At 73.4% G+C, this 23,806-nt stretch carries 15 protein-coding genes and 2 pseudogenes; 3 read left to right on the top strand and 14 right to left on the bottom strand.

Features of this window, described 5'->3' with window-relative positions; translation table 11 throughout:
* Positions 1–788 precede the first annotated feature (788 nt).
* A pseudogene (locus ACFV6D_RS35895) lies at positions 789–1,172 on the bottom strand (tyrosine-type recombinase/integrase); the annotation flags it as partial.
* Positions 1,173–1,209: 37 nt separating this feature from the next.
* A pseudogene (locus tag ACFV6D_RS35890) lies at positions 1,210–1,542 on the bottom strand (tyrosine-type recombinase/integrase); the annotation flags it as partial.
* Between the two features lie 359 nt (positions 1,543–1,901).
* Here ACFV6D_RS35890 and ACFV6D_RS35885 point away from each other — a divergent pair.
* The gene (locus tag ACFV6D_RS35885) at positions 1,902–2,159 is read left to right on the top strand and encodes a DUF5302 domain-containing protein (RefSeq protein WP_063349669.1); all 258 of its coding nucleotides are present in this window, start codon (positions 1,902–1,904) and stop codon (positions 2,157–2,159) included.
* A 329-nt stretch (positions 2,160–2,488) separates the two neighbouring features.
* Here the strand turns inward: ACFV6D_RS35885 and ACFV6D_RS35880 are convergent, their stop codons facing one another.
* Together ACFV6D_RS35880 and ACFV6D_RS35875 are read right to left on the bottom strand one after the other, a co-directional pair.
* Positions 2,489–2,725, bottom strand: coding sequence for a hypothetical protein (locus tag ACFV6D_RS35880; protein ID WP_380485213.1), 237 nt, complete (start codon positions 2,723–2,725; stop codon positions 2,489–2,491).
* Positions 2,726–3,106: 381 nt separating this feature from the next.
* A complete protein-coding gene (locus ACFV6D_RS35875) occupies positions 3,107–5,050 on the bottom strand; it encodes a hypothetical protein (protein WP_380562951.1) in 1,944 nt (647 codons plus the stop codon).
* A gap of 600 nt (positions 5,051–5,650) precedes the next feature.
* Between ACFV6D_RS35875 and ACFV6D_RS35870 the strand changes: the two genes are divergently transcribed.
* Positions 5,651–7,705: a tetratricopeptide repeat protein gene (locus tag ACFV6D_RS35870; RefSeq protein ID WP_380562949.1), complete on the top strand. Its 2,055-nt coding sequence runs from the start codon at positions 5,651–5,653 to the stop codon at positions 7,703–7,705.
* Here ACFV6D_RS35870 and ACFV6D_RS35865 read toward each other — a convergent pair.
* The 3 genes from ACFV6D_RS35865 to ACFV6D_RS35855 form a co-directional block, all read right to left on the bottom strand.
* Positions 7,689–8,933: a hypothetical protein gene (locus ACFV6D_RS35865; protein ID WP_380562947.1), complete on the bottom strand. Its 1,245-nt coding sequence runs from the start codon at positions 8,931–8,933 to the stop codon at positions 7,689–7,691. The two genes, ACFV6D_RS35870 and ACFV6D_RS35865, sit on opposite strands and share 17 nt — an antisense overlap.
* A 716-nt stretch (positions 8,934–9,649) precedes the next feature.
* On the bottom strand, positions 9,650–9,847 hold the full coding sequence (locus tag ACFV6D_RS35860) for a ferredoxin (RefSeq protein ID WP_063349674.1): 198 nt from the start codon (positions 9,845–9,847) through the stop codon (positions 9,650–9,652).
* 41 nt (positions 9,848–9,888) lie between these two features.
* A complete protein-coding gene (locus tag ACFV6D_RS35855; protein WP_380562945.1) occupies positions 9,889–11,088 on the bottom strand; it encodes a cytochrome P450 in 1,200 nt (399 codons plus the stop codon).
* A 232-nt stretch (positions 11,089–11,320) separates the two neighbouring features.
* On the opposite strand from ACFV6D_RS35855, the gene ACFV6D_RS35850 reads away from it, so the two are divergent.
* A complete protein-coding gene (locus ACFV6D_RS35850) occupies positions 11,321–11,875 on the top strand; it encodes a MarR family winged helix-turn-helix transcriptional regulator (RefSeq protein ID WP_380495518.1) in 555 nt (184 codons plus the stop codon).
* 85 nt (positions 11,876–11,960) lie between these two features.
* Here ACFV6D_RS35850 and ACFV6D_RS35845 read toward each other — a convergent pair whose 3' ends face one another.
* The 7 genes from ACFV6D_RS35845 to ACFV6D_RS35815 all read right to left on the bottom strand — a co-directional run.
* A complete protein-coding gene (locus ACFV6D_RS35845) occupies positions 11,961–13,190 on the bottom strand; it encodes a PLP-dependent aminotransferase family protein (protein ID WP_380562953.1) in 1,230 nt (409 codons plus the stop codon).
* A gap of 65 nt (positions 13,191–13,255) precedes the next feature.
* Positions 13,256–14,458: an alpha-hydroxy-acid oxidizing protein gene (locus ACFV6D_RS35840; protein WP_380562943.1), complete on the bottom strand. Its 1,203-nt coding sequence runs from the start codon at positions 14,456–14,458 to the stop codon at positions 13,256–13,258.
* On the bottom strand, positions 14,455–15,552 hold the full coding sequence (gene hppD, locus ACFV6D_RS35835; RefSeq protein WP_380341166.1) for a 4-hydroxyphenylpyruvate dioxygenase: 1,098 nt from the start codon (positions 15,550–15,552) through the stop codon (positions 14,455–14,457). The genes ACFV6D_RS35840 and hppD overlap by 4 nt, the downstream gene beginning before the upstream one ends.
* 52 nt (positions 15,553–15,604) lie before the next feature.
* Positions 15,605–16,921, bottom strand: a complete 1,317-nt coding sequence (locus ACFV6D_RS35830) for an MFS transporter (protein ID WP_380562941.1) — start codon at positions 16,919–16,921, stop codon at positions 15,605–15,607.
* Positions 16,922–17,129: 208 nt separating this feature from the next.
* A complete protein-coding gene (locus ACFV6D_RS35825; protein WP_380562939.1) occupies positions 17,130–18,347 on the bottom strand; it encodes a pyridoxal phosphate-dependent aminotransferase in 1,218 nt (405 codons plus the stop codon).
* Positions 18,347–19,393: a class I SAM-dependent methyltransferase gene (locus tag ACFV6D_RS35820; protein ID WP_063349681.1), complete on the bottom strand. Its 1,047-nt coding sequence runs from the start codon at positions 19,391–19,393 to the stop codon at positions 18,347–18,349. Before ACFV6D_RS35820 ends, ACFV6D_RS35825 begins: the two co-directional genes overlap by 1 nt.
* Positions 19,394–19,528: 135 nt before the next feature.
* The coding region (locus tag ACFV6D_RS35815; RefSeq protein ID WP_380562937.1) for an amino acid adenylation domain-containing protein at positions 19,529–23,806 on the bottom strand (4,278 nt) is incomplete at its 5' end.

Genomic DNA, 23,806 nt, shown 5'->3' with positions numbered 1-23,806 from the left:
GGGCGGGCGGTGCGGGGGGGGCCCAACACCTAACGGGCACCCCCCCGCCCCGCCCCGCCCGCCCCCCCCCGGGGGTCGGCAGCGCCCGCCCGCGCGCCCCCCCCCCCCTGCTGCCGTACCGGGTGCGGCCGGTTCCGCTCAGCTCGTGGCCGACCACCCGCGTCTCAGCTCAGCTGACCACCCGGGGCAGCCGCAGAATCGGCAGCCCCGTCACCGCCACCACCCCGAGCTGCACCAGCAGCTCAGCACGTCTCCGTGCCCGGCCCGGGCAACACCGCAGCCGGCGGCGGTAGAGGATGTGGACACGGCCGCAGGACAACACTGGTGGACACCTCGGTGGGACAACCGCGAAACCCGCTGGCCAGAACGACTCCGGCGGACAGGCCGATGCGGAACCCACAGGCGGGCCCTGCTGAAGGGGCGACAGATTGTTGTCACCCGCAGCGACCGGGTCCCTGGGGACCAGTTTGGGACCACGACTGGTGAGCGCCTATGAGCGCCCGTGGGTGATAGCGGGCATCTATGTACGAACTTGAACCCGGTTGGGCATCGAGCGGGTTCGAGCTCTGTCGACCGTGGATCTTCATGATGAGTCTCAACTTCCCTTGTTTTCAGTGCAGTTGAGATGCAAAAAAGCCGAGGCCTTGAGGTCTCGGCTGTCGACAATAGTTGAGCCCCTTGACTGGGGGTCAAGGGGTCGCAGGTTCAAATCCTGTCGTCCCGACTGTGAAGTCGGTTGTGAGGGCCGGTACTTGGGAAACCGAGTGTCGGCTCTTTCTGTTTCCGGGTCAGCTGGTGGTCGCACGGTGGTCACCGGGCCACATCGGCCAGGGCGCGGTTGGTTCTTCTGTTCGCGCCTGCTGGTAGGCGGGCAGTTGCTGGCGCGGGCGCTGGCGCCAGGGGCGCTGGGCGCGGCAGGCGGGGTGTCCGAGGACGGCGTGGTCGGCGCTGTCGAGGATCCAGGCGACGGCGTCGACGGCCGCGCGGGCGGCGAGTTTCGTGAGGTCGGCGTAGATGTTCGCGGTCGTCGACAGGGTGCGGTGGCGCAGGGTCTTGGAGATCACGGGCAGCGGGACGTCCGCAGCCAGGGTGAAGCTGGCCGCGAGGTGGCGCAGGTCGTGCAGGGCGATGCGGGAGACGCCGGCCTTGTCGCAAGGCAGGTGGAAGCGGTCGAGGACGTTCTTGGGGTGGGGGGGCGTGGCGGTGGAACACGTAGCCGCCGGCGGGGGTGATCTCGCCGAAGGCCCGTGAACCCGCCCGGTCTTCGAGGGTGTCGACGACGCGGTGGGACAGGGCGACCCACGTCCTGCTGCCCTTGGTCTTGGGGGCGGTGAGCAGGAGCTGGTTGTTGTCGATGACGGAGAGGGTCGTGCGGACGAAGAGGGTGCGGTTGGGGAGGTGGACGTCGTCCCAGTGCAGGGCGAGTGCCTCGCCTTTGCGGATGCCGGTGCCGATCATGAGGTCGGCGAGGTCGGCGAGGTCGGCGTAGAGGGGGTCGGAGCCCCCGCTCCGACCGGCCTCGACCGGCCCCAGCGTCGACACCAGCAGTTCCACCGTGCGACGCTGCGGCCGCTCCCGGCGGCCCCGCTCCGGATGCCTGATGGACCTGGCGGCTAACCCGGCTGCCTCGGCCAGCTCAGTGCAGTGGCCTGGCGAAACCCAGTAGAGGCTCACCGAATGCCCTCACTCGACCACCCCCGCAGCGCACTACCCCCACTATTTCTACTTGCGGGTAACCCGTCAGGATCCTGCCGGAGAGATTCGGCCGGGTTCTGAGGACCGGGCGGGCGCGCAGGTTCTGTCCGTACAGGATCGGTACCACCCGCAGATGGGAAGCTTGGGCATGACATGGTGTGTGTGAAGTCATCAACCGCCACCATCCCTCAAGGAAGAGGTTCTGCATGAGCAGCGACGTGGAGTCATCTGAGAACCCCAAGAGCGCCGAGAGTGCCGAGAGCCCGGAGGTCACGGGGGCTGCCGAGGCTCCCGCGCCCGCCGCCCAGGACGACGTCAAGGCCCGGTTCCTCGCCGCTCTGGAGCGCAAGCGCGGCGCCAAGTCCGATAGCGCGGCCGGCGGCCCGAATGGCGACTCGAAGATCCACGGCGCCCACGGCGCGGTGGGCGGCAAGCGCAACTTCCGCCGCAAGAGCGGTGGTTGATCAGCCCGGTTGACGCCGGGGGCCGCCAGGCCTGGTCCTGACCGGGCGGCCGTAGCTGTACGCGACAGGCAAGGTCTTCGTTCGAGTGTGTCGGGTGCGGGGCCTTGCCTGCCGGGGATCGGCAGGGTGCCTGGAGAAGGCGGCGCCGGGTGCCGGCCTCGGAGCCCGTCCCGCCGAGCACCGCCGCCCGTGACAGTGGGGCCGACTGAGCGTGACTCTGTCGGGGATCTTGGTCGCTGCCGTGTCAGCTCTGTGCACATGATGCAACCAGTCGACGAGCAGACGCAGTCAAACGACCTGTCCGTTCACTCCGAGGGGTTCGGCCACTGCTACACCACATCGCTGCGCTGCCGGCCACCACGGCGTCCGTGAACCTCACCTCCCCACCTGGAGGGCGTCATGACTCCGGGGAAGAGGCTGATCCAGGTGCGGCTGGCCTCGGTCTTGGGCCCGCCGGGATGGAGCCGCCCGTTGTTGACGGCGGCGAGGGTCCAGCGGACGTAGAGCCTGCGGTCCATGAGGTGGACGTCGGACCAGTGGAGGGCGAGGATCTCACCGCGGTGCATGCCGGTACCGAGCATCACCTCGAACAGGTCGGTTAGCTGATCGGCGTACTGTTCGGCGCCGTGGCGCAGGAAGGCGGCGGCCTGTTCGGGGGTCCAACAGGTGCGCTCGGCGGCGCGGGGGCGGGCGGGGGCGGAGCGCTTGGCGGGGTTGTAGCGCAGTCCGCCTCCGACGCCACGAGGCCGGTGCCGCCCGGTAGTCGCCGCGGCCGGACGGCACCGGCCTCGTTGATGCTGCTTCCAGCGCTGTGCCCAGGATGGGAACGCTTGCTGACCCGAGCCGTAGTGTGGCCGACGCCTCCGCCATGGAAGGAGGGCGACCTGGACGGGGGCGGCGTCTTCGTGGCCGAGTAGGAAGGGCCGCCCCGGGGCGGCCCGGAGCTGTCACCTGGAGGTCGGCGGCTTCGGCCACGTTGTTCCGTCTGCGGCGGCCGTGAGGATGTCTCCGAGGCGGAGCCAGGCGTTGGGGCCGGAGTTGCCGATCGGGCTGTCGGCGAATCGCTGCCAGGCCTGGTGGTCGTCTCCGAGCGCTGCTTCCACCAGGGCGATCACTGTGGGATGGGTGCTGTTGTAGTGGTGCCCGCGTGCTTTGAGTGCCGTCCAGGCGGGCAGGGCGAGGATGGTCTCGCTGGGGCAGGCGGGTAGGGCGAGGATCTCCCGGGCCCATGCTTCGCGGTTGCTGGGGTTGCCGCCAAGCCTGTGGCGGAGCTCGCGGGTGAGCGTGTGGACGGCGCGCTGCGGATCGGAGTGGCGGGCGAGGACCGAGGTGAATGCCGGTTCGCTGCGGTGGCCGTGCCAGGCGAAGGACAGCAGTGCCTTCTCCACGAGTGCGTCGTCGCCGACGTGCCGGTCGAGGTACGCGTCGAGCACCACTGCGGTGACGGCGGACAGGCTCCGCACCGTCACCTCTTCGGGATCGCCGAGGGCCCCGCGACGGGTCGCGGGCGGCTGCGGGGCGGGGTCGGCGACGATCCGCGTGATCGCGTCCAGGAGTTCGTCGAACTGCTGCCGGTCGTCCTGGGACTTGTAGTCGTACGACTGGAGGCCGGACCGGCCGCGGCGGGCGTCGCGGATCACCAGTCGGACGGTCGCTTCGACGGCGGGCGTGAGTTCGGGCAGGTGGACCAGCATGGCGTGGATCCAGCGCAGGTCGGCCGCCCTGCTGATTCCGTAGAGGTCCTTCGGCTTCCACGTTCGGAGGGCTTGCACGGCCGTTTCGGCGAAGTGTCGGCCCAGGTCGGCGAGTTCGTCCGCATGGCTCTGCCAGGCGTGGGGATCGCCGTAGGCGGGCTTGGCCTCGGCGGGGTTCAGGACGAGGCGCCACCGTCCGTCGGCCGCATGGCTCACCCAGGAGACGGCGGAATCGGTGCCCCAGTCGGTGTCGAAGCCGTCGTCCCGTAGGTGCAGGAACTCGATGTCCCTTCGATCGGTCTCGTCCAGGGCGGAGAGCTCGGCGGCGAAGTGCTGCCGGGCCTCCTCCTTCGAGGAACCCTCCTGGAGGAAGCCGCAGATCCGGGTCGTGAGCATGGCGGCGCCGAACCTGAAGAGGTCATCCAGCGCGATCTGCCTAAGGAGTTTCGGCTCGACCGTCCACGGCACGCTGCCGAGCAGTTGGTCGCGGATGACCCGGTTCGCCGTGGTGCCGGCGGTCCTGTCGATGAGCTGGGAGTGCCGGTCGGAGTGCCGTTCGAGTACGGCCGACCACATGCGGCCCCACGCGTCGAACGCTGCCCTGATCCGGTCGGACCAGGCGCCGGAATCCTCGTCCTCCAGACGCGTGCGGTCGAGGCCGTCGGGCAGGAGAGCGACAGCGGCTTCGAACACGGCGTCGTGGAGGCGTCCCGTACGCAGAACCACCTGTGCGGACGTTGGCTCCTTGAGCAGTTCGGGTGTCATGTGCGGTGGCTGCGGCACTCGCCTGCGCAGTTCGTCGGCGACGGCCGCGCAGAGGTCGGCCGGCCGGTCGGCGGTGCCGAGGGAGCCGAGCCGGCGGTCGGAGCAGCGGTGCAAGGCGTCGGCCCGCAGGGCCGGGTCGCAGTCGGGGTGGATGAGCGCGAGGACCACCAGCGAGGTCGACCCGGTCAGGTACTCGTATTCGCTTTCGGTCTGCCGTAGCCCGTTCGTCACCGCGGCCTCCAGCAGCCAGGCGGGTGCCGAATCCCGGTAGGGCTTGTCGAGCAGCGCGGCGAGGAGTGGTCCGCCCTGCTGACTGTCGGCGACGGCACGGGCCTGTTCGGCTGCCATCCGGGCCGCGGCGGACCCGGCATCGGCACCGGCCGCGACAGTGGCCAGGAACTCCACAGGCAGCCGGGTTTCGTCAGTGGCCATTCCTTGCTTCCCTCTCCCCAGTGACTGGTCGAACTCCATCCTGCTCCATCGGTCGGACAATCCGGGGACGAACGGAGACGAGGAGGGCCGGGGCCCAGGGCGGGCCGTACCGGTTTCGTCGGGGGCAACTCCTCGGTGCCTCCGGTGCCGTGTCGGACAGGACCAGGTCCGGACCGCCGACAGCATCGGCGGAACCAGCGAGCGGCTTGGCCGCGGGCTCGCGGGGCGGCTATGGCCGGGGCCGGGTGAACACCCCCTGCTCGGTCTCGGCCGGGATCCCGCGCTCGACCAGCCGCTTGAGTTTCATACGGACGTTGTTGGCGTTGGGGGCGCGATCTTCTGGGGAGGGGAAGCGGAACCGGATCCGGCTGTGGGCAAGCGGGCTGGTGCGCGCCCGTGGTGGGGTTTGGCAGGCTACCGTGGGGCCGGACGCGAGGGTGCGGCGGTGCTGGTCGGGTGCCGCGATGGACCAGGGGGTGTGGGGTGTTGGAGCCGGTGTCGCTGTCGGCGGTGGCCGCTGTTTTCGGCGCCGTGGGTGCGAGCGTGGCGAACGAGGCCGGTAAGTGGGCCTGGGAGTCGGCGGGTGCGTTCGTTCGCCGGGTGACGGGACGGGATGTGCCGGCGCCGACCGATGCCGCCGAACGGGCCACTGTGGCGCAGCTGTTGCTGGATGCGGCCGAGTCGGATCCGGCGCAGGCCAGGGCGCTTCGGGCCTGGCTGGGCGGCCAGGGCGGGGCCTGGTCCGGGCCGTTGGCGACGCCCTCCCTACTGCCGCCCTCCGACCGCTTCTTCACCGACCGGCGCAAGGTGTTGGCGTTGTTGGACAAGGAGGCCGGACGGAAGGCGGACGGCACGCCCCGCGTCAGCGTCCTGTACGGACCGCAGGGGATGGGCGTGAGCACCGCGGCCGTCCACTGGGGTGCGCAGCAGCGGAAGCGGTTTCCGCACGGGCAGCTCTACGCGGACCTCTCCGGCGGGTCGCTGGCCACCGCACCCGATGCGGCCGCCGTGCTCCGGCAGTTCCTGATCCACCTCGGCATGCCGGCGGACCGGGTTCCGCCGGCCGCGCAGGACCGGGTCGAGCGGTTCCGGTCGCTGGTCGCCGAGCGGCAGTTGCTCGTCGTGCTGGACCACACCCGGTCGGCGGCCCAGGTCCGGCCGTTGATCACCGCGGCTCCGGGCGTCGTCACGGTCGTCGTGTCCCGGCGTCCGCTCACTGGTCTCGACGCCGTCCCGATTCCAGTGGGGCCGCTGTCCGACAAGGACGCCAGGCGGCTGCTCACGGACCTCGTGGGGAAGGAGACCGTCTCCGCCGCAGGCCCCGCCCTGTCGGGTGTCCTCGAACGGTGCGAAGGATCGCCCTTCGCCCTGCGTGCCGCGGCTCCCCGGCTGGCGTTCATCCCCCAGCAGCGCCGGGGCCGGGGCGGTGGTGGTGACGGCGGCGGCGATGCCCATGTGGGTGATCCGGTGCGCGCCGCCGTGCAGGAGTCGTACGAGGCGCTGGAGCCGGAGGAGGCCCGGCTGTTCCGGCTCTGCGCCTTGCGGCCGTGGCCGGCCGTCGGTCCCGAGCTGGCCGTGGCGGTTGTCGGACCCCATGGAACTGGCGGGCTCACCGTCGAGCGCGCTGGTGTCCTGCTGGCCGGGCTCGCCGAGGCCGGCCTGGTGGAGGCCACGCCCGAGGGCCGCTACCGCTACCGGCCCGCCGTGCGCCGGTTCGCCGAGGAGCGGGCGGCGCGGGAGGACGGTCTGGCCGCGTGCGCGGGTGCGGTGACGCGTGCCGTGGAGCACTTGCTGCGCTTCGCCGTCCGGGCCGACTACGCGGCGTTGCGGGAGCGTTGGCACGTCGGGCCGCTCTACCGGGAGCTCGGGCCCGGTGACTACCCGGACGCCGGTGCGGCGTTGGCCGCGCTGGCTGCGGAGGTGGGCAACCTGGTCGAGGCGGTGCTCGCCGCCGAGGAGTTGGCCGCGCCGGCCACGGTGTGCGAGCTGGCGGAGGCGTCGTGGGCGGTACAGCTCAAGGCCGGTCGGCACGAGACCTTGTTGCCGGCGCTGCGAACCGCCGTGCGGGCGGCGGTCGCGCACGACCCGGACTCGGCGATGGCCGGCCGGATGCACACCCAACTGGCCTTCGCCCTGATGGAACTGGACCTGCTGGCCGAGGCCGAGAGCTGTCTGGTCGACGCCTCCTCGGCGTTCGAGCGGGCCGGCCACCTGCTGGGCCGGGCCACGGCCGTCGAGTCGCTCGGGCTGCTGAGGCTTCGGCAGTGGCGGTGGCAGCCCGCGTACGACTGCTTCGAGCAGGCCGATGGACTGCTCGGGTCGATCGGTCCGGAGCACGAGCGGGCGGGGGACGTTCCGCGGGCCCGGGCGCTGCTGAAGCGGCACCGGGGGCGGGCGCTGCGAGGCCTGGCCGAGTACGAGCGGGCCCGGACCTGGCTGACGGAGGCGTTGTCCGAATTCCGGCGTCTGCGCGACAACTACAACGCGGCCCGCACCCTCACCAACCTCGCGGAGACTTGGGCGGACACCTCGGCGACGGAACAGGCGCTGGCCGCGATCGACGAGGCCACCGCGATCCTGGACCGTGAGCAGGCGGAGCCCCATCTGCGCTACCTGGCGGGCCTGCGGCAGCAGTGCCTCACGGAACGGGACTGACCAGGACCGCGTGGGACGCGCCGCCGGTGCGCACCGTCAGCTCCATCGGCGGCAGCGGACGGGGGACGGCGGTGCCGTCCACCTGGGCGAACAGTGCCGAGGCGGCCGCCGCCGGGTCGAGCGAGGGGCTGGTGAGGCGGACGAATCCCCGGTCGCGCAGCAGTACTTCACAGGTGTCCGGACCGGAGACGAAGGCCGCGAGCGAGCAGTTCGGGTAGCGGGCGAGCGTCGCCGCGGCCCACTCCCGGGGCGGGCCGATCCGGGGGTCGTCGGCCTCCCCGTACCGGAGGATCGCGTCGGCCAGATCGAGGAGGCCCTGGTCGAGGGTGTCCTCGTGCACCGCGAGGTGATCGGAGCCGGGCCCGGCAGGCCCGTACCGGCCTTCGGCGACCCGTTCGATGGTGACCTCGTGCGGGCGGGGCCCCGGGCGGGTACGGACCCGCAGCGGCACGGTTCGGGTCGGCGGCCGGTAGGCGGGGAGTGGGAGCAGGTCCAGGAGAGCCGGCTCTGTCGGCTCGGGCAGTCCCATGACCTCGTAGAAGAGCGAACGCAACAGGCCGGCCGCCTCGCCGGGTGCTGCTGTCGTCAATTCGCTGGTGCTGATGATGGGTTGATGGTGCGTCAGGAGTCGGTTCAGCTGCGGCAGCAGAGGGGAGTCCAGGGCGAGTCTGGGGGCTTCGCGGACGAAGGCTGCCACCGGTGAGGTGGCGCCCAGAACTTCGTCGGAGGCCGTGCCGAGCAGAACGGGGGTACCCAGTGCCGCGGCGTAGTAGCTGACCGAGCCGAAGTCCCCGATCACCGCGTCGGCGGCGACCAGCGCCTGCCGCCAGCTGTCCAGGGGGTCGATCAGGGTGAGGCCGGCCCGCTCGGCGCGGTCCAGCCAGAGGCGGACCTGGCCGGGGCCGTGGCCGTGCCAGATGTTCGGGTGGAGGACGGCCGCCACCCGGTAGTCGTCGACCGGGAGTTCGGTGGTGAGGCGGTCGAGCAGCCATGGCAGCGGGTCGTTCGCGCCGGCGTCACCGAAGAGCGACTGCGGGTTCCAGGTGGAGTTGAGCACGATGAACCGCTGCCCGGGTCGGACGCCGAACGCGCGGCGATGGCGTTCGCGGCGCGGAAGGGCGGCCAGGATGCGGTCGAAGCAGGGGTCGCCGCCGAGCACCGCCGTCGGAGCGGCCTCGGGGCAGGCTTCGCGCAGGCGGCCGAGCTGCTCGGGGTGGGAGAGCACCATCGCCCGGGCGAGCGGAACCCCGTCGGACAGCAGCCACTCGGGCGCCAGGCCGAAGACAGGGGCATGCGGCGCGTTCGGTGTTCGGTGTTCGGTGTTCGGTGTTCGGTGTTCGGTGTTCGGTGTTCGGTGTTCGGTGTTCGGTGTTCGGTGTTCGGTGTTCGGTGTTCGGTGTTGCGAGCCTTTTATTGTATCCGGCTCCGTGTGAGAGGACGACCAACTTCCCCTGGAAACCGGAGAGTTCACCGCCGAAGCTGGCCGACAGGGCGAGGTCGACGGGGGTCTGCTTGGCCTGCTCCCACGGAAGTACCGGAACCCCGAGGGAGCTCAGCAGCTCGGCGACTCCTGCGCTGAAGGGGGACGATCCCGTGCAGGAGGCCAGTAACTGGATCCTGAGGTCGTCGCGGAACAGTGGAACGACGTCCAGGAGCCGGGTCGCGGAGGTCACGTTGTGGACGACGAGGAGAACGCGGCGGCAGCCACCGCGGGTGGTCCACCTCGAAGCGTCCTCGCCCACCGGAACCCGGATCCAGTCGGTCACCAGCCCTGCCAACCCGCCGCTCCTTCGATGCTCGCCGCCTCCCCCGCGCGAGGCCCGTCCATTGTTCCACGGCGTGGATGTCGAGGATCGGCCTCGGTCGGGGTCCGGTCGGTTCGGCCGGACCCCGACGCGCGGTCAGGGGCGCCGCTCGGCGGCGGGTTGGTGGGGTGGGGGGTGGTTACGGCTGGTCGAGCCGGATGGCTGCGGCCGGGCAGACCGCGGCGGCGTCCTGGACGGCCTGGTGGAGGTCGGCGGGGGGTGCGGCGTCGAGGAGGACGACGATGCCGTCCTCCTCGCGCTGGTCGAAGACCTCGGGGGCGGCGAGTACGCAGTTGCCGGCGCCGCAGCACTTTTCCTGGTCGATGTGGATGAGCATGGCTTTCCCTTCGGAGGATCGGTTCGGACGTGGGAGGGCCGTTACCAGGCGAGGGGGAGCTCGTGGACGCCGTAGATGAGCATGTCGCCCCGGAAGCGGATCTCCTCGAACGGTACGGCCAGGCGCAGTTCGGGCAGTCGCTGCAGGATGGTGTTCAGCGCGATCTGCAGTTCCAGCCGGGCCAGGGGCTGTCCGAGGCACTGGTGGACGCCGAAGCCGAAGGCCAGGTGGAGGCGCGCGTCGCGGGAGAGGTCGAGTTCGTCGCCGTCGGGGAACTTCTGCCCGTCCCGGTTCGCGGTGCTGATCATGCAGATCACGCCCTCGCCCGCCCGGATCCGGACGCCGCCGACGGTGACGTCCTCGGTGGCGACCCGGGTCAGGCCGGAATGCACGATGGTGAGGTAGCGCAGCAGTTCCTCGACGGCGCCGGCGACCGACTCCGGGTGCTCGCGCAGGTGGGCGAGCTGGGTGGGGTTCTGCAGCAGGGCCAGGATGGAGAGTGCGGTCATGTTCGCCGTGGTCTCGTGTCCGGCGACGAGCAGCAGCCGGCCCATGGCGCCGATCTCCTCGGTGCTCAGCTCGCCGCGGGCGACCAGGCGGCTGAGGATGCCGTCGTCGGGCTCGGTGCGCTTGGAGTCGGTGAGCTTGACCAGGTAGTCGGCCAGGTTCTTCTGGGCGATCTGCACCTCTTCGACCGAGGAGTCGCGGCGCAGCAGGACCCGGCTGCACTCCTGGAAGAAGTCGTGGTCCTGGTAGGGGACGCCGAGCAGCAGGCAGATGACCAGGGACGGCAGCGGCAGCGCGAACTCGTGGACCAGGTCGCCGGAGTTGCGGCCGGCGGTCAGCTCGTCGAGCAGGTCGTCGGCGATGCGCTGGACCTCGGGGCGCAGTGCCTCGACCTTCTTGATCATGAATTCGCTGGTGAGCATCCGGCGCAGTTGGGCGTGCTCCGGGTCGTCCATCCGGATGAAGGTCCGCTGGCCGGTGCTCAGCTGCCGGGCGCCGGCGCTGATGAACGGGAAGCCGGGCCGGGCGGCGTCCGAGCTGAAGCGGGCGTCGCTGAGCACGGCCTTGATGTCGTCGTGGCGGGTGACCAGCCAGCTGGGGGCGCCGTCCCAGAGTGCGATCCGGCTGATCGGTTCGTCCTGCTGGGCCTGCTGGTAGGCCGGCGGCGGGTCGAACGGGCAGCCGCCACGGGCGGCGGGGTGGGTGAACTGGGGGTGGTGAGCGGCGGTGGCCATCATGGGCTCCCTTCACGGAGCGGATTTGCCGGTGGCGCCGAGCGGATGGGCCTGCGGTGCCGTGGGGTAGCGCCCGGGACCATTGCATGCCCTAAGCAACTAACTCACCGTCACGCTAACTCGCGGTCAGTGGTGGCGAAAGGGTCCATCCGGTGGCGAACGAATCTGTCCGGAAACCGGTCAGTGGTCGAGAGGGGAGCCACTCCTCGAACGGGGTCGCTACAGTTCCCCCATGCCGGACGCAACAGACAATCCGACCGCCACCTCCGAACTGGAGGAGGTGCTGGCCTCGCTGGCCTACCTGCTGACCCGCTCGCAGGAGCACGAGCGCCAGACGGCGCGGGCCGGCATCACGGCGGCGCGCTCGGACGTCTACCTGCTGCGCGCGCTCGCCGAGGCCGAGGAGGTCAGCCGGGTGGGCGACCTGGCCGCCCGGCTGATGGTCAAGCCCTCCCACGTCACCCGGCAGATCGACCGGCTGCAGACCCAGCAACTGGTGGAACGCACCCCGGACGCGCTGGACCGCCGGGCCCGCCAGGTGGCGCTCACGGCCGAGGGGCGGGCGATGCTCAACCGTCTGAAACAGGCCAACATCGCCGGTCTGGCCAATGCGCTGGACGGCATTCCGGCACCGGACGTCGCCGCCACGGTCAGCGTGCTGCGCCACTTGGTGGACCGGTACGTGCGGCAGGTCCGGATCAAGATGCTGTCCGAGGACGCCACGCCGGCGGACCGGGCGGTCGGGGGCGTCGGGGGCGCCGACTCGGGCTCGTCCCACTGCCCCTGACGCGAGGGCCCGGCAAGGGAGGGGGCGCCGGAGCGGGCGCCCCCTCCGAGGTCAGGACCGTACGGCGATCAGGACCGTACGGCGATCAGGACCGTGCGGCGATCAGGGCGGCCAGCCCGTCCAGTCCGCGGTCGACGGTGTCCGGGTCGACCTGGCTGACGGAGAGCCGCAGTTGCCGCTCCCCGCCCGCGCCCGGGTAGAAGTGCGACATCGGGGTCCAGATCACCCCGTACTCCGAGGCCGAGAGTTCGAGCAGTGCGTCGTCCACCGCGAACGGCACCGTGACCACCAGGAAGAACCCGCCGCGCGGCTCGTTCCAGCTCACCCCGCCGCCGGGCGGGAATCGCCGGGCCAGGCCCGCCAGGACGAGCGCGAGGTTGCGCCGGTAGAGCGCGGCGACCTCGGTGTTGGCGGCCCGCAGGCTGTAGCCGTGTTCGAGCAGTGCCCCGCCGATCACGGCCTGGGCGATCGGTGAGGTGTTCACCGTGGTCATGCTCTTGATCATGCCGAGCAGGTCGGCCAGCAGGTCGGTGCCGCCCGCGCCGTCGGCCACCGGCTGGTCCGCCACCACGTACCCGACCCGGGCGCCCGGGAGGGCCGTCTTGGCGAAGGAGCCGAGGTGGACGACCCGCCGTTCGGTGTCCAGGGCCTTGAGCGAGGGCAGCCGCTCCTCGCCGGCGAAGACGCAGTACGGGTTGTCCTCCAGCAGGAGGAAGTCCTCCTCGGCGGCCAGGGCGAGCAGCTCCCGCCGCAGCTCCAGCGGCAGGCTGGCCCCGCTCGGGTTGGCGACGTCCGGTACCAGGTAGAGGGCGCGCGGGCGCAGCCCCTCGGCCCGGGCGGCGGCCAGTTGGCGGCGCAGGTCGGCGAGGTCCACGCCGTCCGGGCCGTCGGCCACCGGCCGTACCGGGAGGTCGGCGAGCAGCGCCGCGCCGGTCAGCCCCACGTACGTGGGCGAGACGGCGAGCACCACGTCCTCGGGGCCGCGGCGCAGTGCCCGCAGCACCAGGAACATCGCCTCCTGGCAACCCACCGTCACCACGATCGACTCGGCGGGCACCTCGATGCCCTCGTCCACCGCGAGGTGGGTGGCGATCAGCTCGTGGATGATCCCCTTGGTCCGCCCGTACTGGAGCACCTGCCGCCGGGCCGCCTCCTCGGAGAGCCCGCGCTCGGCGCGCAGGTGGGCGACGTAGCGGTCCAGGTGGCGGTGGACGGCGTCGAGTTCGAAGAACTGCTCCGCCGGGCGGCCCGCGGCGAAGGAGACCGCCTCCGGGTAGCGGATGGAGATCTCGTTGAGCAGGTTCATCGAGGTCATCGCCGGGTCGGCGAGGGAGGGGTGCAGGTCGGCCCGCAGCAGGCCGCGGGGTGGGGCGGTGGTGGTCACGGGGCACTCCAGGTGGGGCAGGGCATGGGGGTGGTGCGCAGCGCGGCGGCCGCGCTCAGGTCGGCGCAGCCCGCGAGGCCGAGCGCGTGCCGCAGCTCCGCGGCCAGCAGGTCGAGCACGTGGGCGCAGCCGGCCTCGCCCCGGGCCGCCAGGCCCCAGATCATCGGGCGTCCGAGCAGCACCCCGGACGCCCCGAGGGCCAGGGCGGTGAGCACGTCCGAGCCGCCGCGCACCCCGCTGTCCAGCAGCACCTGGCAGTCGCGGCCGGCCAGCGCCTCGGCGACGGCGGGCAGCGCGCTGATCGAGGGGACGGCCCGGTCGAGCTGGCGGCCGCCGTGGTTGGACACCACCACGGCCTCGGCGCCGAGTTCGGCGGCCCGCACCGCGTCCGCCGGGTCGAGCACCCCCTTGACCATCAGCGGCAGGCTGGTGTGCTCGCGCAGCCAGGCGAGATCCGCCCAGGTGACGGCGGGGGAGAGCAGCTCGGCGGTGTGCGCGGCCACGGCCGAGACGGCGGTGGTGGCCTGGTGGGCCCGCCCGGCGGCGCCGTCTTCGAGCAGGACCGCGCGGACGTCCGCGGGCAGCGCGAAGGCGTTCTTGGCGTCGCGCAGGCGGCGGCCCATGAACGGCACGTCGGCGGTGACGACCAGGCACTCGCTGCCCGCCGCCTCGGCCGCCGCGACCAGGTCGAGCAGCCGCCCCCGGTCGCGCAGCCAGTACAGCTGGAACCAGAGCGTGGCTCCCGTCGCGGCCAGGTCCTCGAAGCCGACGCTGCTGAGCGTGCCGACGGTGAACGGCACCCCCGCCGCGGCCGCCGCCCGGGCCGAGGCCAGCTCGCCCTCGGGGTGGAACAGCCGGTGGTACGCGACGGGCGCCACCGCCACCGGCAGGCTCGCGCGGCTGCGCACCAGGGTGGCGGCGGTGTCGCAGGCGGAGACGTCGGCCAGCACCCGGGGCACCAAGGCCAGTTGGTCGAAGGCCGCCCGGTTGCCGGCGAGGGTGCGCTCGCGCTCCGCGCCGCCCTCCAGCCAGTCCCAGACCTCGGGCGCGAGCGCGGCCCGGGCCGGCTCCGCGTACTCGGCGACGGAGAGCGGCTGGGTGGAGGGTGGCTGGGAGGGGAGCGGCTGGGCGGAGGGCGACGGGGCGGAGGGCGACTGGGCGGGGGAGGGCTGGTGCCCGGTCAGGGCCGGCGCGTTCATCCGGCCACTTCGCTGGCGCTGCGCTGGAGTTCGACGGCCTCGTAGAGGGCGCGGACGTTGTTGCTGCCGAAGGTGCGGGCCCGGATGCGCTCGATCACCTCGAAGAAGAAGGTGCCGCGCGGGTGCTGGGAGCGGGTGAAGATCTGGAACAGCTGGCCGTCGTGGTCCTGGTCGACCAGCAGGTGCAGGGCGCGCAGCTGGTCGAGGGAGTGCCGCAGCGGCGTCAGACGGGCGGGCAGCGCGTCGAAGTACGCGCCCGGGGTGCGCAGGAACGGCACGCCGCGCTCCGCCATCGCGGAGACGGAGTGCACGGCGTCGGCGGAGGAGAAGGCCACGTGCTGCACCCCGGCGCCGCCGTGGTCGGCGAGGAAGGAGGCGATCTGGCCGCCCGCGTCGGGGCTGAGCGGCTCGATCAGGGTGAGCGTGACGCTGTGGTCGGTGCTCTGCACGACCGCCGAGTCCATGCCGAGCGCGCCGACCTCGATCCGCTCCTCGAAGATCATCCGGAAGCCGAAGACCTCGCAGTACCGGCGAACGGTCTCGCGCAGCTCACCGGAGGGGACGCAGACCGCGAAGTGGTCGACGGAGCGCAGCCCCGTCGTACCGGCACCGGTCACGGGGGCGGCGTCCGGCAGGCCGGGGATCCGGTCGGCGGGGGCGTCGGGGCCGCGTTCGATCAGGGTGTGCACCACGTCGCCGAAGGCGCCGACCACCGCCGTGACGCAGCCGTGCGCGGCCTGCGGCGGGCGCAGCCCGTCGGCGCCCCGGCCGGTCAGCGTCCGGTAGGCGTCGGCGGCGTCCGGCACCCGCAGGGCCAGTGCGCCCACGCCGTCGCCGTGCCGGGCCAGGTAGTCGGTGGCCGGGTGGCCGCCGGCCAGCGGCTGGGTGAGCAGCAGCCGGACGGTGCCCTGCCCGACCAGCGCCGAGAGGCAGCGCTCGGCGGCCTCGCCGCGCTCGGTGGGCGGGACGAGCAGCTCGAAGCCGTACTCGGTGGTCAGCCGGGCGGTCTCGGCGGTGAGGTCGGACAGGTAGAACTCGACGTGGTCCAGTTCGACGGGGAGCGGGGCGGCGGTGGGTGAGGAGCGGTCGGTCATCTGAGGAGCTTTCTGGTGAGGAGGAGAGGAGGTGTCGGGGGTGATCGGGCGATCAGGTGCGCTGGAGGTCCGGGGCGCTCCCGGGCTCGGTGGGGCTCTCGGAGTCGGCCGGAGGCTCGGTGGAGCTCTCGGGCTCTTCGGGGGCCTCGGTCCCGGCGGAGACCTCGGATTCCGAGGGAGCCTCGGGCTCGGTCGGGGCCTCGGGCTTGCCGAGCAGGTGGACGGCCGCGAGCAGGGCGCCGAGCACCATCACGGCCAGCACGACCCGGAAGTCCAGGGCGGCCACCAGCCCGGAGCCGACGCCGACCGCGAGGGCCTGCGGGGCGGTGAGCGAGAGGTTGACGGCCGCCTGGGCGCGGCCCATCAGCTGGGGCGGCGTGGCCGCCTGGGCGGCCGTGGCGAGGCCGACCATGGCGGCCGGGATGCCCGCCCCGGCGATCACCAGGCCGGCCGCCACCACGGGGAGGGACGGCGCGAGCAGCAGGACCGTGCCGAGGCCGAACACCACCGACCCCGCCATGACCGTCCGGCGCGGCCCGAGCCGGCCGATCAGCAGACCGCCGACCACCGAGCCGCCCAGCGCCCCGACCGCCTCGATCGTCTCCAGCACGCCGAGGAACTGCGGCGGGCGGTGCAGCCCGTGCTGGGTCAGTGCGAACAGCACCGGCTGGAGCAGGCTCAGTACGAAGCCCGTGACGGCGGTGGCCGCCACCAGCGGGCGCAGCCCGGTCGCGCCGCGCAGGTGGGCGAAGCCCGCCAGTACCTCGGTGCGCCACCGGCGGCCCGAGGGCTCCGGCCTGGGCTCGTCCGCCCGCAGGCCGAGGAAGGCCAGGGCCGCCAGCAGCAGCACGCCGAGGTCGGCCAGCGCCACGGCGCGCCCGCCCAGCCAGCTGTAGAGGCCCGAGCCGAGCAGCGGCGCGACGAGCGTGGTTCCGGCCCGGGCGCTCTGGGTGAACCCGGCTGCTGCGCCGAAGTCCTGACGGTCCATCAGGATCGTACGCAGCAGGGCGCTCTGCGCCGGGGCCAGCACGGCCCCGGCGAGACCGCAGAGCGAGGCGGTGCAGTAGATGATCCAGACCCGGTCCGGACCGTCGACGAGCAGCAGGGGCGTCAACCCCACCGCCACCACCAGGTTGACCCCGACCAACAGCGGTCTGCGCCGGACCCGGTCGGCGAGCAGGCCGCCCAGCGGCAGGAGCAGCAGCGGCGCGGCGAAGCAGAACAGCACCAGCCCGGCGGCGGAGTTGCTGCCGGTCAGCACCTTGGCCCAGATGCCGAGGGCGATGGAGAGGGCGCTGTCGCCGAGGACGGACAGGGTCTGCCCGGCGAGGTAGCGCCGGAACTCCGGGCGGGCCAACAGCGGGTGCATCGCGGTTCCTTCGCTGCGCCGACGGCGCTTCGGGGTGCTGGACGTGCTGGACGTGCTGTGTGTGCCGTGTGTGCTGAGTTGCTGGGCTGCTCGGCGCGTGGGGCGCGGACGGTGCGCCCTCACGCGCCGTGCGCGGGGACGTGCGGGGACATGCGGGACGTGCGGGGAGGTGCAGGGATGCGCGGGGATGCGCGGACGCGGGGTGCGGTCAGGGAGCGGCGGGCGCGGTGGCGCCGAAGCCCTCGATCACCGCGTCGTTGGCGTCCTTCTCGCCGACGGCGATCCGGATGCCCTGCCCGGCGTAGTAGCGGACGGCCACCCCCCGGCGCTCCAGCTCCGTCCGCAGGGGGAGCTGGTCACCCGGCGCGACGACCCAGAGGAAGTTGGTCAGGCTGGGCGCCACCGTCCAGCCCAGCCCCAGCAGTTCGGCCCGCAGGCGCTCCCGCTCGGCGGCGATCTCGGCGATCCGCCGGTCCACCTCGTCCTGGGCCGAGACGGCGGCCAGCAGGCCCGCCTCCTGGAGCCGGTTCACCGCGTACGGGACCTGGTGGTCCCGCACCCGCTGGGCCACGGACTCCTCCGCGAGCGCGTAGCCGATCCGCAGGGCGGCGATGCCGTGCGACTTGGAGAGGGTGCGCAGCACCACCAGGTTCGGCCACTCGGCGATCCGGTCCGGGACGGCCGGGGCCGCCCAGTCCCGGGCGAAGTCGACGTACGCCTCGTCCAGCAGGATCAGCGCCGTGGCCGGGACGCGGCGGAAGAAGTCCGTCAGCTCCGCCCAGGAGTAGACCGTGCCGGTCGGGTTGTGCGGGTTGCACAGCACGACGATCCGGGTGCGCTCGTCCAGCCGCTCGGCCATCGCGGCCAGGTCGTGCCGGGCGTCGGGGCCGAGCGGGACGGGGGGGCGGGCGGGGGGGGGGGGCGCGCCGAACACCCGGGTCGGCGCGGAGCACGGCGCCCGCGGGGCCCCCGTGTGGGCCGGGGGGGCCGCCGCGGGGGAGGGGGGGGGGGGGGGTCCCCACGCACCCCCGCGGGGGGGGCCCTGTCCCGCGCGCGCGCGCGCGGGCGCCGGGGGGGGCGGGGGGGGGGGGCCCGGGGGGACGGCCCGGGCCTCGGCCCGGGCGATCTCGCAGAACAGCGGGTACGCGTCGAAGCAGGGCGCCGAGTGCACCACGTTGTCGCCGGGCTCGACGACGGCGTGGAAGAGGTCCAGCGCCACGCCCGCCGAGCCGTGGCCGACCGCGACCTGGCCGGCCGGGACGCCCTGCCAGTCGGCGATGATCCCCTCGATCCGCTGCGGGCGGAAGTCCGGGTACCGGTGCAGGTCGCCGGCGGCCGCGGCCAGGGCGGCCACGACGGACGGCAGCGGCGGGCCCGGGTGCTCGTTCTGCGCCAGCAGGTGTCTGGCGGCGGGGGCGGCGGCCATCAGTCGGTCTGGAGGACGTAGAGCCAGGAGTGCGGGGTGGCCAGCGCCTCGACGCGGTCGATCCGCAGCCCGGCGTCGGTGAACAGCTCCTCGTACGTCTCCTTGGTGTGCAGCGGCACGCCCATCATCGCGTGCGCCAGCTCGAAGCCGACCGAGAAGACCGGCAGGGCGCTCTGGGACTCGCCCGGGCCGCGCAGCATGGTGTCGCCGAGCACGAAGGTGCGGGCCTTCGGGAAGGCCTCCCGCATCCGGGTGAAGATCGAGGAGCGGGTGGCCGGGTCGGCCAGCAGGTCGTGCAGCAGGAAGAAGCTCATCACGGTGTCGACCTCGGCCACCTCGGCGGCCTCGGCGTCGTTGTCGATCTGGGTGCCGAGCAGGCCCAGGACGTCGGCCCGGACGGCGGTGACGCGGTCCTGCATCCCGGCCGTGACGATGTCGCGGCGGGCGATGTCGGTGGCCGGGCGGCTGATGTCGATGCCCAGGCCCCGGGTGCCCTCGCGCTGCCCGACCACCCGGCGCACCCGGGCGGAGGTGCCGCTACCAAGGTCGGCGATGGTGCGGAAGTCGATGCCGGAGAGCACGTCGGTCAGCTGCGCGGCGAACAGCGACTGGTCGCACTGGGCGGAGCCGAGGGCGACCATCGCCTCGTCGCGCAGGACGTCCTCGCTGTAGCGGTGCGTCCCCGCGCTCAGGTGCCCGGCGCGGCCGAACACGTCGTGGTACCCGCCGACGGCCCAGGTGAAGTAGCCGCGTGCGGCGGCGACTTCGAGGCCCACCTCGGTGGGCACGTAGGTGCCGCCGTCGGCCTTGACGTAGCCGCAGTCGGCGGCGGCGCGCAGGACGGCCTCGGTCCGGGCGGTGTCGCCGCCCTGGGCGGTGGCCTCGACGGCCGAGAGCGGCTCGCCGCGCCCGAGCTTCTCCAGGACGCCGATCCGGTCCAGCGCGAAGATCACGTTGGCGGCGATGAAGCCGTTATAGGCGTCGGTCGACGTGATCGGCGACGGGGTGACGCCGCGCCAGGTGTCGGGGATGGCGGCAGTGGTCATGGTGGTGTCCGTTTCTCGGTGGGCGGGCCGGGTGCGGCCCGCGCGGTGGGTGCAGGTCGGTGGCCTGCGGTCGGAAGGGATGCGAAAGTCGGCGGGTCGGGAGGCCGGTCGGGAGGCCGGTCAGAGGCCGGTCGGTCAGGAGGCCGGTCGGGCGGTCAGACGGGCGGCGAGCACCGGACCGATGACGGCGAGCGCCTCGGGGCCCGTCATGGCGCCGTGGGTGCTCGGCACCTCGTGGACGTCGATCCGGCCGCCCACGTGGGGGCGCCAGCCGTCCGGGTCGGGGGCGTCGGCCGGGCGGTCCTTGGCGGCGGTGAAGACCACCGCATCGCCGTCGTAGCCGGGCAGCGGGAGCGCGTGCGCCAGCTCGGCGTTGGTCTGGAAGACCGCGACCACCCGGGCCACCGCGGCGCCGCTGAGGCCCGCGAGCGGGCCCTCGCCGTGCCGGACCAGCTCGGCGTAGCCGTCCTCGTCCTCGGGCCAGGCGCCGACCTCCCCGGCCGGGTGGCCGAGCGAGTCGAGGATCACCGCCAGCTGCGCCGGGTCGTCCCGCCACTGCTCGGGCCCGGCCTCGCCGGCGCCCGGGTAGGCGTCCAGCAGGGCCAGCAGCCGGACCTCCTCGCCCTGGTCGCGCAGCAGCGCGGCGATCGCGTGGGCGACGGCCCCGCCGAAGGACCAGCCGAGCAGGGCGTACGGGCCCTCGGGGCGGACGGCGCGGATCTGCGCGAGGTAGTCGCGCGCCAACTCCGCGACGGAGGAAGGGCGGTGGCTCGGATCGGCCAGGCCCGGGGCCTGGAGGCCGTAGATCGGCTGCTCGGCGTCGAGGTGGCGCAGCAGCCCCGTGTACACCCAGCTGATGCCCGCGGCCGGGTGGACGCAGAACAGCGGCGGGCGCGAGCCCCGGGTGCGGATCGGCAGCAGGACGGGGAAGCTCTCGGCGCCCGGCCCCCGGGCGAGCCGCTCGGCGAGCCCGGCGACGGTCGGCGCCTCGAACACGGTGCGGACCCCGATCCCCTCGCCCGCGCCGACCAGCTCCCGCAGCCCCGCGACCAGCCGGGCGGCCAGCAGCGAGTGCCCGCCCAGTTCGAAGAAGTTGTCGTCCACGCCGACCCGTTCGAGTCCGAGCACGTCGGCGAACAGCCCGCAGAGCACCTCCTCCTGCGGCGTGCCGGGCGCCCGCCCGGCGCCGGGCCAGGCGGCGGTGTCGGGGGCGGGGAGGGCGCGGCGGTCGACCTTGCCGTTGGCGGTGAGGGGGAGGGCGTCCAGGGCCACGACGGCGGAGGGCACCATGTAGTCGGGCAGGGTCGCGCCGACGTGGGCCCGCAGGAGGGCCTGGTCGACCGTCTGCCCGGGCCGGGCCACGGCGTAGCCGACCAGGCGCCGGTCGCCGGGGCGGTCCTCGCGGACCAGGACGAAGGCCTGGGCGAGGGAGGGGTGCCGGACGAGGGCGGCCTCGATCTCTCCGGGTTCGATGCGGAACCCGCGGACCTTGACCTGGTGGTCGGTGCGGCCGAGGTACTCCAGGGAGCCGTCGGCCCGGCGGCGGACGAGGTCGCCGGTGCGGTACATCCGGCTGCCGGGGGCGCCGTACGGGTTGGCGACGAAGCGCTCGGCGGTCAGGCCGGGCCGGTTGAGGTAGCCCCTGGCCAGGCCGGCGCCCGCGAGGTAGAGCTCGCCGACGACCCCGGCGGGGACGGGTCGCAGGGCGGCGTCGAGGACGTGCAGCCGGGTGTTCAGGATGGGCTGGCCCAGCGGCGGTGCGATCCGGCCGGACAGCGGGGTGGTCATGCTGGCGCAGACGGTGGACTCCGTCGGCCCGTAGGCGTTGACCATCCGCAGGCGGGCGGACCAGTGCTCGACGAGGTCGGGCGGGCAGGCCTCCCCGGCGACGGCCAGGGTCTCGACGGGCGCGAGCGCGTCGGGGGGCAGGACGGCCAGGGCGGTCGGCGGCAGGGTGACGTGGGTGACGCCCTGCTCGGCGATCAGCTCGGCCAGGGCCGGGCCGGGCAGCAGCTGGTCGGCGGTGCCGAGGACGGCGCGGGCACCGGTGAGCAGGGCCATGCTGAGCTCGGCGACGGCGGCGTCGAAGGAGGGGGAGGCGAACAGCAGGACGCGGCTGTCGGGGGTGGGCGCGAGACTCTCGCGCTGGCTCTCGATCAGGGAGGCGAGGCCGGTGTGGGGGACGACGACGCCCTTGGGGCGGCCGGTGGAGCCGGAGGTGTAGATGACGTACGCGGCGGCGTCGGGGGTGGGGGCGGTGGCGGTACCAGGTTCGGCGTCCGTGAGGTTGTGCGCCGGGTGGCCGGAGGTGTCGAGGTCCTCGACCAGCAGGCGCGGGACGGCGCTGTCGGCCGGCAGACCGGCGGCCACCGTACCGGTGGTGAGGACCAGGACGGGGGCGGCGTCGGCGAGCATGTAGGCGATGCGGTCGGCCGGGTAGCGCGGGTCGAGCGGGAGGAAGGCCGCGCCGGCCTTGAGGACGGCGAGCTGGGCGACGATGAGCTCGGTCGAGCGGTCCAGGGCGATCGCGACGAACCGCTCGGGGCCCGCGCCGTGTGCGGTGAGCAGCCGGGCGAGGCGGTTGGCGCGTCCGTTCAGCTCGGCGTAGGTGAGCTGCTCGGCGCCGAAGGCGAGGGCGACGGCGTCGGGGCGGGCGGCGGCCTGGGCCTGGAAGAGCGCCGGGAAGGTGGCGGGGGCGACGGGGTGGTCGGTGTCGTTCGAGGCCGTGATCAGCTGCCGGCGCTCCTCCGGGGCCAGGATCTCCACCTGGCCCACCCGCTGGTCCGGGTCGGCCAGCACCGCGCGCAGGGCGCGCTCGAACCGTGCGGCCGTCGCCGCCGCCGTGGCCCGGTCGAACAGGTCGACGGCGTACTCGACCGACAGCTCCAGCCCGGCGGGGGCGCCGTCGCGATCGAAGGTCTCGCCGAAGGCGAAGGTCAGGTCGAACTTGGCGAGGTCCGAATCCAGTGCCTCGACCCGGCCCGGCAGGCCGCCGAGGCGGATCTGTCCGGCGTCGCCGCCCGAGGTCAGCATCACCTGGCAGAGCGGGTGCCGGGCCGTCGAGCGCGCCGGGTTGAGCAGCTCGACCAGGCGCTCGAAGGGCACGTCCTGGTGCCCGAAGGCGTCCAGGGTGCCGATCCGGACGCGCTCCAGCAGCTCCCGGAAGCTCGGGTCGCCGGAGGTGTCGGTGCGCAGCACCAGGGTGTTGACGAAGAAGCCGACCAGGTCGTCGAGGGCTTCGTCGGTGCGCCCGGCGACGACGGTGCCGATCGGCAGGTCGGTGCCCGCGCCCAGGCGGCCCAGCGTGGTGGCGAGTGCCGCCTGCATCACCATGAACACGCTGGCCCGGCTCTGCTGCGCCAACTCGACCAGGGCGCCGTGGAGTTCGCTGTCCAGGTGCAGTTCCACCGCTGCGCCCCGGCGGGTCGGCGCGGTCGGGCGGGGGTGGTCGTAGGGGAGCGCAAGCTCTTCGGGGAGGCCGGACAGCGTCTGCTGCCAGTGGGCGAGTTGTTCGGTGAGCAGGGTGGTGGGCTGGTGCGGGGTGCCGAGGAGTTCGTGCTGCCAGAGGGCGTAGTCGGCGTACTGCACGGGGAGTGGCTGCCACTGCGGTGCGGTGCCGGTGAGCCGGGCGTCGTAGGCGGTGGCGAGGTCGCGCAGGAGGGGGGCGACGGACCAGCCGTCGGTGGCGATGTGGTGCATGAGGACGAGCAGGACGTGTTCGTCGTGCGGGAGGGAGAACAGCGTCGCGCGGACGGGCAGGTCGTGGGCGAGGTCGAAGACCTCCCCGCCGGCCTCGGCCAGGGCGGCCTGGAGCTCGGTCTCGGTGGCCACCGACACGGTGTGCAGCGGGAGTTCGGGGCGCTCGACGATCAGCTGGTGCGGCTGGCCGTCGGTGGCCGGGTAGACGGTGCGCAGCACCTCGTGGCGGTCGAGGACGTCCGTCAGCGCCGCCTGGAGGGCGGGGGCGTCGATCCGGCCGGTCAGGCGCACCGCGCACGGGGTGTTGTAGAGCGCGCTCGGGCCCTCGAACTGCTCGATGAACCACAGGCGTTGCTGCGCCGGGGAGAGCGGGATGCGCGTGGGCCGGTCGACGGGCCGCAGGGCCGGGCGGGCCGTGCCGGAGGCGGGCAGGACGGCGGCCAGGGCGGCGACCGTGGGAGCGTCGAACAGGGCCCGGATGGGCAGTTCGGTGCTGAGGGTGGCGCGGATGCGGCTGACCAGCTTGGTGGCGAGGAGGGAGTGGCCGCCGAGGTCGAAGAAGCGGTCGTCGATGGTGACGGTGGTGAGTCCGAGGACGTCGGCGAAGAGTGCGCAGAGGGTTTGTTCGGTGGTGTTGCGGGGGGCGCGGCCTTCGGTGGTGCCGGTGTAGTCGGGGGCGGGGAGGGCGCGGCGGTCGACTTTGCCGTTGGCGGT

Origin of the sequence: Kitasatospora sp. NPDC059812, from assembly GCF_042732075.1 — a bacterium.
In the GTDB taxonomy this organism is placed as follows: Bacteria; Actinomycetota; Actinomycetes; order Streptomycetales; family Streptomycetaceae; genus Kitasatospora.
The sequence above is the reverse complement of the archived record's forward strand: the minus strand, read 5'-3'. Positions and strand labels throughout refer to the sequence as shown.